Source organism: Alteromonas sp. ABH4_452 (assembly GCF_056311825.1).
Map to the genome: position 1 here is coordinate 4,349,687 of NZ_CM149973.1, position 13,572 is coordinate 4,363,258.

The following is a 13,572-nucleotide window of genomic DNA, read 5'->3' on the forward strand; positions in this document are numbered from 1 at the left end:
AAAAGCACTCTACCTTGACCGGTGATCTATCTAAACCTAATAACCCGTATTAACTATAATTAATTTGTGAAGAAAAACTGCCGTATAACATGGATTAGCAACCGCTACGTTATAAGCTTTGCGGTGTTAGTAGTTAAATGGCGCAAGAGGTTATTGATGACAGATAAGCATGAACCCGACGTACTTGACGAAGTCATAGAAGAAGTGCAGGACGTGGTCTCTGATTTCTTAAACCGCGAGGCTGCTCCCGGTATTTTGCTGATGGCAGCGACAATACTCGCACTCATTATTGCCAATTCCCCACTAGATACCCTTTACGACCATTTAATCAGCATGCCAGTCCAAATATCCGCTGGGTCGTGGGCTATTGATAAACCATTGCTGCTATGGATTAACGATGGCTTAATGGCAGTCTTTTTCTTTCACGTAGGCCTAGAGCTTAAACGGGAAGTTTGTGAAGGTGAGCTAGCAAACCCTAAAGATATTATTCTACCTGCTGCTGGTGCCGTGGGCGGTATGGCACTGCCAGCATTAATCTATGTAGGTATAAACTGGGATAACCCAGTGGCGATTGCAGGGTGGGCCATTCCCGCTGCCACAGACATTGCCTTTGCGTTGGGTATTTTGGCGCTACTTGGTAGTAGAGTACCTACTAGCCTAAAAGTGTTTTTAGTTACGCTAGCCATCATCGACGACATTGGCGCTATTGTAATTATTGCTTTGTTCTACACCGAGCACATTACCGCAGGTGCGCTGTACATTGCTGCTGGCTGCCTACTGTTGTTGTGGCAAATGAACAAGCGAAATGTGGTGGATATTCCAGCCTATGTTTTTGTAGGCCTCATTTTATGGGTAGCTATGCTGAAGTCGGGTGTGCACGCGACGTTAGCCGGTGTGGTACTGGCTAGTTTTATTCCCATGCGAGATCAAAAAGACCCGTCATACTCTCCAGTAACTCGACTTGAGCACGGTTTAAATGGTTCTGTAAGTTTTGCCATTTTGCCTTTGTTTGCCTTTGCTAATGCAGGCATTAGTTTCGGCAATATTAGCCCAGAAGGCATTTTTCACCCTGTAACCTTTGGTATTTTCCTTGGCTTGGTTGTGGGAAAACAAATAGGCGTATTTGGGTTCTGCTATTTAATGGTAAAGCTGAAACTAGCAAAGTTACCTGACGACCTGAACTTCAAGCATATTTATGGCTGTGCACTGCTTTGCGGCGTTGGTTTTACTATGAGTCTGTTTATAGGAGGCCTTGCTTTTGAACAAACCGGCATTAATCAAATCTTTGATGAGCGGGTCGGAATTTTAGCGGGCTCACTCGTGTCTGCGTGCTTGGGCTACATTGTATTGCGCTTGGTAAGTGATGCACCGAGTGATGACACTGACGTAGCCTCAAACGCTAGCAAGCTCACGGGCAATACAGTCAAATAGCACTTGCTTGCGTATAGGCTTACTCAAATGCGCATTCATGCCTGCTTCTAAGCAGGCATTTTTATCTTCGACAAATGCGTTGGCCGTTAGCGCTATAATTTTAATCTTAGTTTTATTTCGACCTTCGTTGCGGATAAGTGTGGATGCAGCTAATCCATCCATTATGGGCATCTGACAGTCCATTAAAACTAGATCGAAATCATGTTTTTTCTCTGCCTGAACGGCATCTCTGCCATTCTTAGTTCGAATACATTTGATGTTCGCTGATTTAAGCATATCCATCACGATGTCAGCGTTTATATCATTATCTTCTGCAAGAAGTACGCGAAGACCGCTGGGGAGTGTTGCTGAGGTCTTACGTTGCTCCTGCTTATCACTATTACTTGTCGTGGCCGGAATATGGAAGGTAAAATTAGTTCCCTTACCCAATTCACTTTCAACGTAGAGTTCGCCGCCGAGCAACTCAACCAGTCCTTTGGATATGGCCAAGCCTAGACCGGTTCCTCCAAAGTGGCGGGTGGTTGAGGTGTCAGCTTGCTCAAACTTTTCAAAGATAAGGTGTATTTTTTCAGGGGCGATACCGATGCCGCTATCCCGTATCGAAACTTTAAGCCCTTGGTGCGCGTAATCAACGTCAACCGAAACTTGACCTTCATTGGTAAATTTAATCGCGTTACTAAGAAGGTTATTAATAACCTGAGCTACTTTTCCAGCATCAATGTTTAAGGCATGGGGTACATGGTCACTAATATGAAGCGCAATGTCGTATCCCTTAACCTGCGCCGTATGGCGATAAAGTTCACAGGAAGCTTCAAGCAATTCACGAATGTCACAGCGCTGGATATCACTGAGCATTTTGCCTGATTCAATTTTCGACCAATCCAAAATACTGTCCAAAATAATCAATAAATTAGTAGCTGAACGAGAAATCGTTTTTGCTCTCACTGCGATATGTTCAGGAAGGTCGTTGTCTAACATCAATTCGCAAGAACCAACGATACCGTTCATTGGCGTTCTTATCTCGTGACTCATATTGGCGAGAAATTGCGTTTTGGCAACGTTAGCAGCTTCAGCTTCTTTTAACGCTTGTGCTAAATGCTCAGTCTTTTCCTCTATGCGCTTTTCCAAGGACTGGTTCAACTCATTAAGTTCTACGTTTAGCCCCTGCTCTATTTCTCTCGCTTTCTTAAGCTCATCAAAGGCACCTGACAAGCGGGTTTCTAAGCGCATAAACTCATCGCTTAGTAACGATAGTTCTTGAATGTGGAGTGCTCTTTGCGGCGCTTTTTTTCCTTGTTGCTGTGTAGGTTCGAAGTCTGCAATATAGCGAACGAGACGGCGAATGGGTGCTCCTACCATTTTCGCTACTACATAGCCTGTAAAGGTCCCGAACGCAGACAAAGCCAGCAATAAAAGTAAATCTTTGAGTAAATAACTACTCATTGATGCCATCAAAAGCCGTTTGTCGAAATAATAGCTAACCTTCCAATTGGCAAAAGAAATGTTCTTGGTAAATCTAAGCCACGTCTTACCTTGAGGACCATCATCAACTTCAATGGAACATTTGGGCTCACATGAATAAAACGGTGCTTTAGTTAACGGCTTTAACGCTAACGCCTCTGAGGCGTAAATTACCTCACCCTTTTGATCTTCGATTAACATCGAGAATCCACCGAGACTAAGGCTATCAATAGCATGAAAGCTCTTCAGAGATAACGACCCTTCTACAATACCTTTAGGCGCCCCATTGCTATCTAATATAGGCGCAGATAGCGCGACAATTGGGTCGTTACCAAAGCCACGGCCTTGGAAAACGTTAGATAAAAATGGCACGCCACTTTGCATAACTTCATAAAAATAAGGCCGATAAGACACATTGGGCCGCCCATTTCGCTTTGCTTTTTCCAACATGCTTGGTGGATAGGCATGCGTAATATCACCATCTTCATTGGCTACCAGAAAGGTTAAAAACTCAGGGTTATGAGAAGCCACAATTTGTAGATTTTTGGCTGCGATGTTTTCGGCATTTTTTTCCGAACCACTATTAGAAAGTACTTTCGCTGTAGCGGTAATAGCATTTTGATGATGACGTAAAAAGTTTGAAAGCTGGAACTCCAGCACTTTAACTCGCTGGGCCATATAACTGTAAATTTGCCGCTCTTGTTGATGCTGAAACAAGCTGACTGACAGATATATCACCGCCATAGAAGCAACAAAAAAGCATCCAGAGAAAAAATACCCGAAGAGAAAGTGAAGCGTGACCCGCTTGGATTTGTACGAAGTTTGCCGCTTCAGGCCATAAATAGCTAAGTACGCGAAATGGCCGATGATCAAACCAAATACACCACTGACCCAAGTAACTAAAACACCAGAGAACACCATGTTCACGTTGCCATCATCGAACAGAGAGTGTTCTAACAGCAAAATGGGTAAAAAGACGATAGACCAGAAGCCTGCGCCTACTTTAATCACTTGCTTTAGCGATTTATCATAGCCGAAAAAGCTAAGTACTATTGGCAAAAGAGTGAGACTTTCTTTGCCAACAATGCTGCCTTCGTTTAGCCAAAGTGGCAGACTGATTAGAAGTCCAATGGGAATTGAAATAAAGGGGGAAAAGCGAAGGGAGGCGTAAACTGCCGCTCCTATACCAAATGCGGCTATTCCAGTGCTGTCAAAAGGTGGAGAAAGGGCATTTAAACTTGCACCCAACACACATACAATTAATGCTTGGAAGGCCAGAGACCATGAAATGGAAAACGAATTACTACCAATTTTCAATACATGTCTCCAGCCGCCAGTGTTAGTGTTGCGCCATATAATCTAAAGTAAAGTTAGTAAGTAGCTTCACACCCAGCTTCATTCCCTCATCATCAACGTAGAACTCTGGCGTGTGATGAGCAGGGCTGTCTTCTTCTGATACATCTAGCGGTTTACCGCCTACCCAAACGTATAAACCTGGAACTTGCTCCTGGAAAAATGAAAAGTCTTCAGCCCCGGTTACCGGCTTAGAAAGCAATGTGTTTTCGACGCCAGCGGTACGCTGCATGGTAGGTAGCATGGCTTTTGTAAGCTCTGGGTCGTTATACGTAATTGGGTAATAGTAATCTAGTGGTAACGTGAGTTCTGCCTCTGCCCCCATACTCTCTGCAATCGCTTTTACTTTACGTGGAAGTGACTCGTAAATGTGATCGCGAGCGGCTTCGTTAAGAGTACGGATAGTGCCTACCATTTCGACTTCATTTGGAATGATGTTAGAGCGATTACCACCGTGGATTGAGCCAATCGATACCACTGCCGCATCGTCAATCAGTTTTAATTCTCGACTTACAATGGTTTGAATAGACATTATCATTTGCGCAGCAGTAACTACTGGGTCTACGCTTTTCCACGGATAAGCGCCATGCGCTTGCTTTCCGTGAATAACAATTTTGAACGGATCTACTGCGGCCATAGTGCCACCGGCGTTATAGCGCACTTTGCCCACATCAGTGTTGGCATTAATATGCAAACCAAAAATAGCGTCGACGTCAGGATTCTTTAATACGCCTTCTGCCACCATAACTTCAGCACCGCCTTTTTCTCCAGCGGGGGCGCCCTCTTCTGCAGGCTGAAAGATAAATTTCACTTTACCCTTTAATTCACCCTTTATTTCAGTAAGGATTTTTGCGGCACCCATTAGCATAGCCATATGCGTATCGTGACCGCAGGCATGCATCACTGGCACTTTTTTACCATTATATTCGCCTACTTGCGTAGAGCGATATGCTAGGTCGTTTTGCTCTTTGACCGGAAGCCCATCCATATCTGCTCGTAGGGCAACAACAGGGCCAGGCTTGCCAGAGTCTAATATTGCTACCACCCCGGTTTTAGCTACACCGGTTTGAACTTGTAAGCCTAGGCTTTTGAGGTAATCAGCCACATACTCAGCGGTTTTGAACTCGCGGTTCGACAGTTCTGGAAACTCATGAAAATGATGGCGCCATTTAATAACGTCTGGCTCTACTTTGTTAGCCAGTTCATCGACGTTAATTGGGTTAGCGCTAGCTGTAAAAGAGGCTAGGCCAGCAAATACAAGTGACAGCAACTTCCGATTCATATCTTTTATTTCCTTTGATGTTTTTAGACAGAGTAAATCATCTTAAAGGAGAACACACCAATGCTTCTACAATTGCAGTAAAGAATTAGCAGGGACTTGAAAATACCCCATTCGTCCAGCCGTGAATATTAGACGGAAGTATAAGGTAAGCCACTGACTAATTTGGGAAACAAACTAACCTGGAAAACAAAAAGGCGCCATGAGGCGCCTTAATGTATATATCAACTTATTGCTAAGTCGCGATTAGCTCTTTTGTCTACGCATTGCGTCAAAGAACTCATCGTTAGTCTTGGTCATCGACAGCTTACTGATAAGGAAGTCCATGGCATCAATTTCAGACATTTCGTGAACAATTTTGCGAAGGATCCACATTTTCTGTAGTTCGTCTTGCGCAGTAAGTAGCTCTTCACGACGGGTACCTGAGCGGTTAAAGTCGATAGCTGGGAATACACGTTTTTCCGCAATCTTGCGGTTAAGGTGAAGTTCCATGTTACCTGTACCTTTAAACTCTTCGTAGATAACTTCATCCATCTTAGAGCCGGTATCAATTAGCGCTGTTGCGATAATGGTTAAGCTTCCGCCTTCTTCAACGTTACGTGCAGCACCGAAGAAGCGCTTAGGCTTATGTAGTGCGTTTGCGTCAACACCACCGGTAAGTACTTTACCTGATGAAGGAATTACCGTGTTGTATGCGCGAGCAAGACGAGTAATCGAATCTAGCAAAATAACCACGTCTTTTTTATGCTCTACAAGACGCTTCGCTTTTTCGATTACCATTTCTGCCACTTGTACGTGACGGCTTGCAGGTTCATCAAAGGTCGATGCAACAACTTCCCCCTGAACAAGGCGGTGCATCTCGGTTACTTCTTCTGGACGCTCGTCGATAAGCAATACCATTAACTCACAATCTGGGTGGTTAGCAGCAATTGACTGAGCAATGTTTTGAAGAAGAAGGGTTTTACCGGCTTTAGGTGGTGCAACGATAAGGCCACGCTGACCTTTACCGATTGGCGATGCTAAATCGAGTACACGAGCCGTGATATCTTCCGTTGAACCGTTGCCGCGTTCCATACGCAAGCGGTCTGCTGCGTGAAGCGGTGTAAGGTTTTCGAAAAGGATTTTGTTACGTGAATTTTCAGGCTTGTCGAAGTTAACTTCGCGAATTTTAAGCAGAGCGAAATATCGTTCACTGTCTTTTGGTGGACGAATTTTTCCAGCAATTGTATCACCTGTACGCAAGTTGAAGCGTCGGATTTGGCTTGGCGATACATAGATATCGTCCGGCCCTGCAAGATACGAAGAGTCAGCTGAGCGTAAGAAGCCGAAACCGTCCTGTAAAATTTCTAGTACCCCATCACCAAAGATATCTTCACCGCTTTTTGCGTGTGTCTTTAGGATTGAGAAAATGATGTCTTGTTTTCTGGCGCGCGCCATGTTTTCCAGGCCCATTTCCTCGGCCAGGTTAACCAACTCGCTTATTGGTTTGTTCTTTAATTCAGTTAAATTCATACTGGTGGGTCTTTGTGCTTGAACTTCGCTTACAGGACTTAAAGTCACTCTGTTCTAGTTTAGATTTGATATCACCCGGATGTGGGCGTAAGCAGAATGCTGCTCGGATGAGCGCTGAGGAAAAGTTAGCACTATATTTAATCAACGTCCAGCGTTTTACCACCGAAATGTTAAATAAATTGATATGCCCTTTTCTAAAACAATTAGTAAGTACCTGTGATGCAAATAAAAACCGGCGCTTTATTCGCACCGGTTTTTTATTTTGTTTCAATTACAGATTTTCGTTTAGAAATTCTGTTAATTGAGCTTTTGATAGCGCGCCAACTTTAGTAGCAGCAACGTTACCATTTTTGAAAAGTAGCAATGTAGGAATACCACGAATACCATATTTAGGTGGAGTTTCGTTATTTTCATCGACATTCAACTTGCCAACTGTTAACTTGCCTTCAAACTCGGTCGCAACTTCTTCTAAGATTGGTGCGATCATTTTACACGGGCCACACCATTCGGCCCAGAAGTCAACCAGTACAGGACCTTCAGCATTGATAACATCTGCTTCGAATTTATCGTCAGATAACTGGATAATTTTGTCGCTCATTCTTTTCTCCATTATTGGTCTGTCGCTGATTTGTCTCAGCCCGACCATAAGTGTTATATAGAAACTGTTTTTTAATGCAAGCACTGATAAGCTATAAGCTATGCCTACTCACTTAACTGATACTCATTTTTCCGACCTGCCGATTAACGGCAAGGTTGTTGACGCCTTAACGGCAGCTAATTTTTCACATTGTACACCAATTCAAGCACTTGCACTGCCTCCATTATTGGAAGGTCACGACATTGCAGGGCAGGCTCAAACGGGAACAGGTAAAACCATTGCCTTTTTGGTGGCTACATTTCACTATTTGCTAAGCAAAGCAGAAAATGCAGATAACAGCAAATCAAATGGCCCTCGCGCAATTATTATGGCGCCGACCAGAGAGCTCGCCGTTCAAATCTATAACGACGCCAAACTACTTAGTGAGCATACTGGATTGTCGCTTGGTTTGATTTATGGGGGCGAAGGTTACCAAAGTCAACGTGAAACTTTGGAAGAAGGGGTGGATATTATAATTGGTACGACAGGACGCATTCTTGATTACTACAAACAGAATGTGTTCACCCTGAATAATATTCAGGTTGCCGTGCTTGATGAAGCCGATCGCATGTTCGATTTAGGCTTTATTAAAGATATTCGCTTTTTATTCCGCCGTATGCCACCGGCAAGCGACCGCCTAAGCATGCTGTTTTCAGCTACGCTAAGCTATCGCGTACAAGAACTTGCCTACGAGCACATGAACAACCCGACCCACGTTCAGGTAGCGCCAGAGCAAACAACGGCAACTCGCGTTTCACAAGAGTTATTTTACCCGTCTGACGATGACAAAATGTTGCTTCTTCTTACGTTACTTGAAGAAGAGTGGCCAGAAAAAGCGATTGTTTTTGCCAACACTAAAAATAGCTGTGAAAAAGTCACTGACTGGCTTACCGCTGATGGACATCGCGTAGGCTTACTAAGCGGTGATGTACCGCAGAAAAAACGCCTGGGGATATTGGAAGGCTTTACCAAGGGTAACCTTGATATTCTGGTTGCAACTGACGTTGCAGCACGAGGTCTTCATATCGACGCGGTTACTCACGTATTTAACTATGACCTTCCTGATGATGCGGAAGACTATGTGCACCGAATTGGTCGTACTGGTCGCGCAGGTCAAAGCGGCGTTGCGATTAGTTTTGCATGTGAGAAATACGCACTGAACTTACCGGCTATCGAGCAATACATTCAAAAGGCAATTCCGGTTACCGATTATGACCGCAGTGCCTTACTTGACGATGTGACGCCACCTAAGCCACGCAGAAGACGTACGCCTAACAACCGCAACTCTTCTCGCCGTGGTAACGGTAGAGGCCGAGGTAAGCCTCAAAACCGAAACAGCAGAGCGCAATAATAAGGCGCAAGGGTAGTCAATAAGAAACGAGATTTTATGCAGGCAGAACTCCAGCACGACGCACAAACTTACGGCGAGTATTATGCCGCCGTGGACTTGGGCTCTAACAGCTTTCATATGGTGATTGTGCACGTTGTTAACGGCAGCGTGCAAATAATAGGGAAAATTAAGCAAAAAGTTCGTTTAGCCGCTGGCTTAGACGATAACTTAGCACTTGATGATGTAAGCATGGAGCGCGGCTGGCAATGCCTGCAAGTTTTCTCGGAACGCCTGCAAGATATCCCTTCATCCAATATTAAGATAGTCGCTACTGCTACCCTACGCCTTGCGACCAACGCTCATGTTTTCATTCGCAAAGCTGAAGAGATCCTTAATCACAAGCTCAATGTGATAAGCGGCGAGGAAGAAGCGCGACAAATTTACCTAGGCGTAGCCTATACATCAGCTAACCAAGGTAACAGCCTTGTCATTGATATTGGCGGTGCAAGCACCGAAATTATTATCGGTAACGACATGCAACCTATTCATTTGAAAAGTTTGGATATGGGCTGTGTGACTTTTATGGAGCGTTATTTTACAGGCGGCACCATAACCGAAGACAACTTCGAAAATGCTAAAAAAGCGGCCCATGCACTGATTGATGATGTATCAAGCGCTTTTTTATGTTTCGACTGGGAGAATTGCTTAGGTGCGTCTGGGACGCCGCAGGCGATTACCGAGATTTTGGTAGCACAGGGTATCAGCGATGCCATTCGCTTAGACTATCTGTATCACTTGGAAAAACAGTGTATCGAATGCGGCAATATTAAAAGCCTTGATATCGACGGATTAGAAGACAATAGAAAAGCTATTTTCCCTTCTGGCTTGGCGATTCTTATCAGCTTGTTTGAAGCGCTGAATATCAAACATATGAATATCTCCGGCGGGGCGTTGCGCGAAGGGCTTATCTACGGAATGTTAGATAACGTTACTGAAAACGATAGACGCCAACAAACGCTCAACCAAGCAAAGCAGCGTTATCACGTTGATAAAAACCACGCTAATTCTGTTCGCCATGTGGCGTTAGCTTTATGCCATCAGCTTTGTGCTCAACAAAATATTTGCCATCTAGATACGGAAACTATTTTAGGGGCCGCTGCACAATTGCATGAAATTGGTCTTCATATTGAATATAAACGCCATCACGAACACGGTGAATATATTTTAAGTCATATTGATTTACCGGGGTTTACGCGCTTGCAGCGATCAGCAATTCGCGACCTTGTTGCGCAGCATCGTTTAACGATTGATGCAGACATTTTTGATAAGTACCACGAAGACTATCGCCCTATGCTAAAAGGCATGCTTCGCGTATTACGCATAGCGGTAGTTTTATGTCTACGCCGCCAAAACAAACATATTCCAGAAGTTTCGCTACAATGTGATGACAGTAAGTGGACACTTACTTTCCCTGAAGACTGGTTAAAGTCTCACCCTTTAATTAATGCTGAGTTAGCTAACGAGTGCTGGCTACAGCACAAAGCAGGGTGCGAGCTTGTGTGTAAGTAAATACTCACACCTTTATCGTATCAATAAAAAAGCCGTGCTTAGCACGGCTTTTTGTTGGAATACGCAACTTAATATCACTTAATTTTAATGTCTATTGACCATTTTGCTTTGCTAAAAGCTCCGCAGCTTTAGGTGCAAAATAGGTTAAGATGCCATCTGCCCCAGCGCGTTTAAATGCAAGTAAAGACTCTAAAATTACTGCGTCTTCATTTAGCCAACCATTAGCAAAAGCAGCTTGATGCATGGCGTATTCGCCACTTACTTGGTAGGCAAACGTCGGCACTTTAAATTCGTCTTTGCAGCGTCGTACGACATCTAAATAGGGCATGCCGGGCTTCACCATTACCATGTCCGCGCCCTCTTCTATATCAAGGGCAATTTCATGAAGGGCCTCATCGGTATTCGCAGGGTCCATCTGGTAGGTTTTCTTGTTGCCGCCTTTGATGTTTGCGGCAGAGCCGACTGCATCACGAAATGGCCCATAGTAAGCCGATGCGTATTTAGCCGAGTAAGCCATAATACATGTGTTGATATGGCCTGCCTCTTCAAGTGCCTTACGAATGCTGCCAATGCGGCCATCCATCATGTCAGAAGGTGCAACAATGTCAGCACCAGCTTCGGCATGTGACAAAGCTTGCTTGATGAGAACCTCAACGGTTTCGTCGTTCATCACATAACCCGTTTCATCTAGAAGACCATCTTGTCCATGAGACGTGAAAGGGTCTAATGCAATGTCTGACATCAGCATGACTTCAGGGAACGCCTTTTTAAGCGCCCTCATAGCTTGTTGAGCAAGGCCGTCAGGATTAAATGCTTCACTGGCGCATTCGGTTTTAAGCGACATAGGTGTTACAGGGAAAAGTGCAATCGTTCTAATGCCCAGCTCTACCCATTTCGCCGTTTCTTGCACTAGCAAATCAATAGAAAGTCTTTCAACACCAGGCATAGAGGGTACGGCTTCCCTCGCGTTATCACCAGGCAACACAAAGACGGGGTAGATTAAATCATCCGTAGTTAGCCTGTGCTCTGCCACAAGCCCTCTTAACGCATCTTTGGCACGTAGTCTACGCATACGACGGAGAGGGAAAGGTGAAGACGTCATAGTTTTTCCTGTAAATGTTTGTGTATTACTGTGTTTCGCCCTGAAGCTTTCGCTTCGTACAGGCAGTCATCAGCATATTTAAATAAACTTTGCGCGTGCTCTTCATCCGCGATAATGGTTGTAGAAACACCTGCGCTGGCGGTTAGCTTAATTACTTGTCCCTCGTATTCAAGTGGACTGTTTTCTAAGCTATGTCGGATATTCTCAGCAACGTGGTACGCGCCGCTTAAATCGGTATTAGGCAATATAATGGCGAACTCTTCACCACCTATGCGACACAAATCATCTGTTGGGCGATGGATGAGTTTTTGAAAGACATTTGTCACGTGAATTAAGCACGCATCTCCACCGTCGTGTCCATATTCGTCGTTAATTTTTTTAAAGTGATCCACGTCAACAATGATCAGTGATAAAGGCGTTTGCTCACGACGGCTGCGCCTTCCCTCCGAACGCAATCGCTTATCAAAGTGGCGGCGGTTATGGGCCCCTGTAAGCGGGTCTATTGCGTTAAGCCTTTCTAGCTCTTGATTCACATCGGAAAGCTCACGCAGTGTTATCTCTAACTCGAGCGTTCGCTCCTGAACTTTATATTCAAGATCATCTTGGTAGCGCTTTTGCACTTCCAACAAATTTTCCTTAGCTGTATTCGCCTGCTTTTCTTGTTCAAGGGCAAACTGCTGAGCATTAATTAGGTCGTCACGGCTGTGGCTGTAATTAATCGCTAAGATTAGCGCCAAAATAAGGGCTTCAACCGTCCCCCCGATAATCAGCAAGTTATTCGATGATATAGGTAGCTGGATAATATTTACATTGTCTAAACTTGCACTCAGCCCGCTAATTAGTAGGAAGCCCCATGCAATAGTAAAGTAGCGAGCTACCACTTCTCCTTTAAGAGAAAGCCATACGCCCAGAGACAGAGTAAAAATAACCACTAGGCTTAGCAATAAAAGAAATGCTTTTATCATTAGCCAACAAGGCAGAACAAGACCTGCAACAATACTCAGGCCGCAAATCCAACTAATCGCTTTGGTCACGTTATCCAGTTTATTGCTGTAATTTTTAATAGGCAGAAGACTACGCGTAAATAACGCGGCAAACATAATGGTAGCGTTTGCAAATACGATAATCGCCTTACTCTGAAACCAAGTGCTCGAAGGCCAAATATAAGAAAAGCCATAGCCATGAAGCGTAATTAGAGTAAACGCCAGGTTGATTACATAACCCGAGTAAAACAAAAAAGACACGTTTTTGGTTGTGACAGTTAAAAAGGCATTACTCACCCCCATTGCTAGCAAAACGCCGAAGAAGATGCCTAACACCAAGTTTCTCGTTGATGTGTATTCTATAAACTCTGTCTCTTCCCAAATACGAATGGGAAGGCGTATGCTGCCCGATGTTTGCAGTTTAATAATAATGCGCAGAGATTGCGCACTGTCAGGTAAGGGGAATAAGGGTTTGACGTGCGCAATGGGTCTATCTTCAAAGCTTTGTCCGTCGCCGCCAGAGTAAGACACTATGGGTTTAGTGCCCACTTGGCTATATACAGCTACATCCAAGTTATCTAACAGCGGATAGTCTATATGTAAAAGAAACCGGCTTTGGTTGCTTTGAGTAGGCTCGACCACCATTGAAAACCAGTGCACATCGATGTTCATTCCTAAATTTACTGGCGAAGAGACTTGCGTCCATTCGCTTGTTGGTGTTTGAACCACACTATTGAAATCTTGTGTCGTTCCTTGATTTTCTTTTAGATAGATTAACTGTGAAAACCGAGGGGAAAGGCTTGAGGCTGGTGAAAGGTTAAGCAGAACTAAGGCAAATGCTACAACGGCAAGGGCTGTAATAAGAATAAGACCCGCATCATACTTGCGGATCGCTTTTAGATTTGTCTGCATATA

Annotated in this window: 9 protein-coding genes; 3 read left to right on the top strand and 6 right to left on the bottom strand. The window is 44.3% G+C overall.

The features are described 5' to 3' along the window. The first annotated feature begins 156 nt into the window (after positions 1-156). Positions 157-1,431: a Na+/H+ antiporter NhaA gene (gene nhaA, locus ACYX4N_RS18665; protein WP_474833957.1), complete on the top strand. Its 1,275-nt coding sequence runs from the start codon at positions 157-159 to the stop codon at positions 1,429-1,431. Here the strand turns inward: nhaA and ACYX4N_RS18670 are convergent. The 4 genes from ACYX4N_RS18670 to trxA all read right to left on the bottom strand — a co-directional run bounded on the left by ACYX4N_RS18670 (position 1,393) and on the right by trxA (position 7,634). Further along, the gene (locus tag ACYX4N_RS18670) at positions 1,393-4,209 is read right to left on the bottom strand and encodes a hybrid sensor histidine kinase/response regulator (protein ID WP_476055098.1); all 2,817 of its coding nucleotides are present in this window, start codon (positions 4,207-4,209) and stop codon (positions 1,393-1,395) included. The genes nhaA and ACYX4N_RS18670 overlap by 39 nt on opposite strands. Before the next feature lie 22 nt (positions 4,210-4,231). Continuing rightward, positions 4,232-5,527, bottom strand: a complete 1,296-nt coding sequence (locus tag ACYX4N_RS18675) for an amidohydrolase (RefSeq protein WP_476055099.1) — start codon at positions 5,525-5,527, stop codon at positions 4,232-4,234. A gap of 243 nt (positions 5,528-5,770) precedes the next feature. Next, positions 5,771-7,036, bottom strand: coding sequence for a transcription termination factor Rho (rho, locus tag ACYX4N_RS18680; protein WP_014948094.1), 1,266 nt, complete (start codon positions 7,034-7,036; stop codon positions 5,771-5,773). Between the two features lie 271 nt (positions 7,037-7,307). Next, the gene (gene trxA, locus ACYX4N_RS18685) at positions 7,308-7,634 is read right to left on the bottom strand and encodes a thioredoxin TrxA (RefSeq protein WP_118490421.1); all 327 of its coding nucleotides are present in this window, start codon (positions 7,632-7,634) and stop codon (positions 7,308-7,310) included. A 100-nt stretch (positions 7,635-7,734) separates the two neighbouring features. On the opposite strand from trxA, the gene rhlB reads away from it, so the two are divergent. Both rhlB and ACYX4N_RS18695 read left to right on the top strand, forming a co-directional pair. Further along, positions 7,735-9,024 carry an ATP-dependent RNA helicase RhlB gene (gene rhlB / locus ACYX4N_RS18690; protein ID WP_474853425.1) on the top strand — a complete coding sequence of 430 codons (1,290 nt, stop codon included), beginning with the start codon at positions 7,735-7,737 and terminating at the stop codon, positions 9,022-9,024. 36 nt (positions 9,025-9,060) lie between these two features. Beyond that, positions 9,061-10,572: a Ppx/GppA phosphatase family protein gene (locus ACYX4N_RS18695; RefSeq protein WP_474808990.1), complete on the top strand. Its 1,512-nt coding sequence runs from the start codon at positions 9,061-9,063 to the stop codon at positions 10,570-10,572. A gap of 91 nt (positions 10,573-10,663) precedes the next feature. On the opposite strand, the gene hemB is transcribed toward ACYX4N_RS18695, so the two are convergent. After that, a complete protein-coding gene (gene hemB / locus ACYX4N_RS18700; protein WP_476055100.1) occupies positions 10,664-11,674 on the bottom strand; it encodes a porphobilinogen synthase in 1,011 nt (336 codons plus the stop codon). Beyond that, positions 11,671-13,569 (bottom strand): sensor domain-containing diguanylate cyclase, encoded by a 1,899-nt coding sequence (locus tag ACYX4N_RS18705; protein WP_476055101.1) that lies wholly within the window; start codon positions 13,567-13,569, stop codon positions 11,671-11,673. The genes hemB and ACYX4N_RS18705 overlap by 4 nt, the downstream gene beginning before the upstream one ends. Positions 13,570-13,572 lie beyond the last annotated feature (3 nt).

What these genes read in the sequence shown, in the direction of transcription:
- ACYX4N_RS18705 (WP_476055101.1), bottom strand. Translation starts at nt 13,569, where the DNA reads ATGCAGACAAATCTAAAAGCGATCCGCAAGTATGATGCGGGTCTTATT.
- hemB (WP_476055100.1), bottom strand. Translation starts at nt 11,674, where the DNA reads ATGACGTCTTCACCTTTCCCTCTCCGTCGTATGCGTAGACTACGTGCC.
- rho (WP_014948094.1), bottom strand. Translation starts at nt 7,036, where the DNA reads ATGAATTTAACTGAATTAAAGAACAAACCAATAAGCGAGTTGGTTAAC.
- trxA (WP_118490421.1), bottom strand. Translation starts at nt 7,634, where the DNA reads ATGAGCGACAAAATTATCCAGTTATCTGACGATAAATTCGAAGCAGAT.
- rhlB (WP_474853425.1), top strand. Translation starts at nt 7,735, where the DNA reads ATGCCTACTCACTTAACTGATACTCATTTTTCCGACCTGCCGATTAAC.
- nhaA (WP_474833957.1), top strand. Translation starts at nt 157, where the DNA reads ATGACAGATAAGCATGAACCCGACGTACTTGACGAAGTCATAGAAGAA.
- ACYX4N_RS18695 (WP_474808990.1), top strand. Translation starts at nt 9,061, where the DNA reads ATGCAGGCAGAACTCCAGCACGACGCACAAACTTACGGCGAGTATTAT.
- ACYX4N_RS18675 (WP_476055099.1), bottom strand. Translation starts at nt 5,527, where the DNA reads ATGAATCGGAAGTTGCTGTCACTTGTATTTGCTGGCCTAGCCTCTTTT.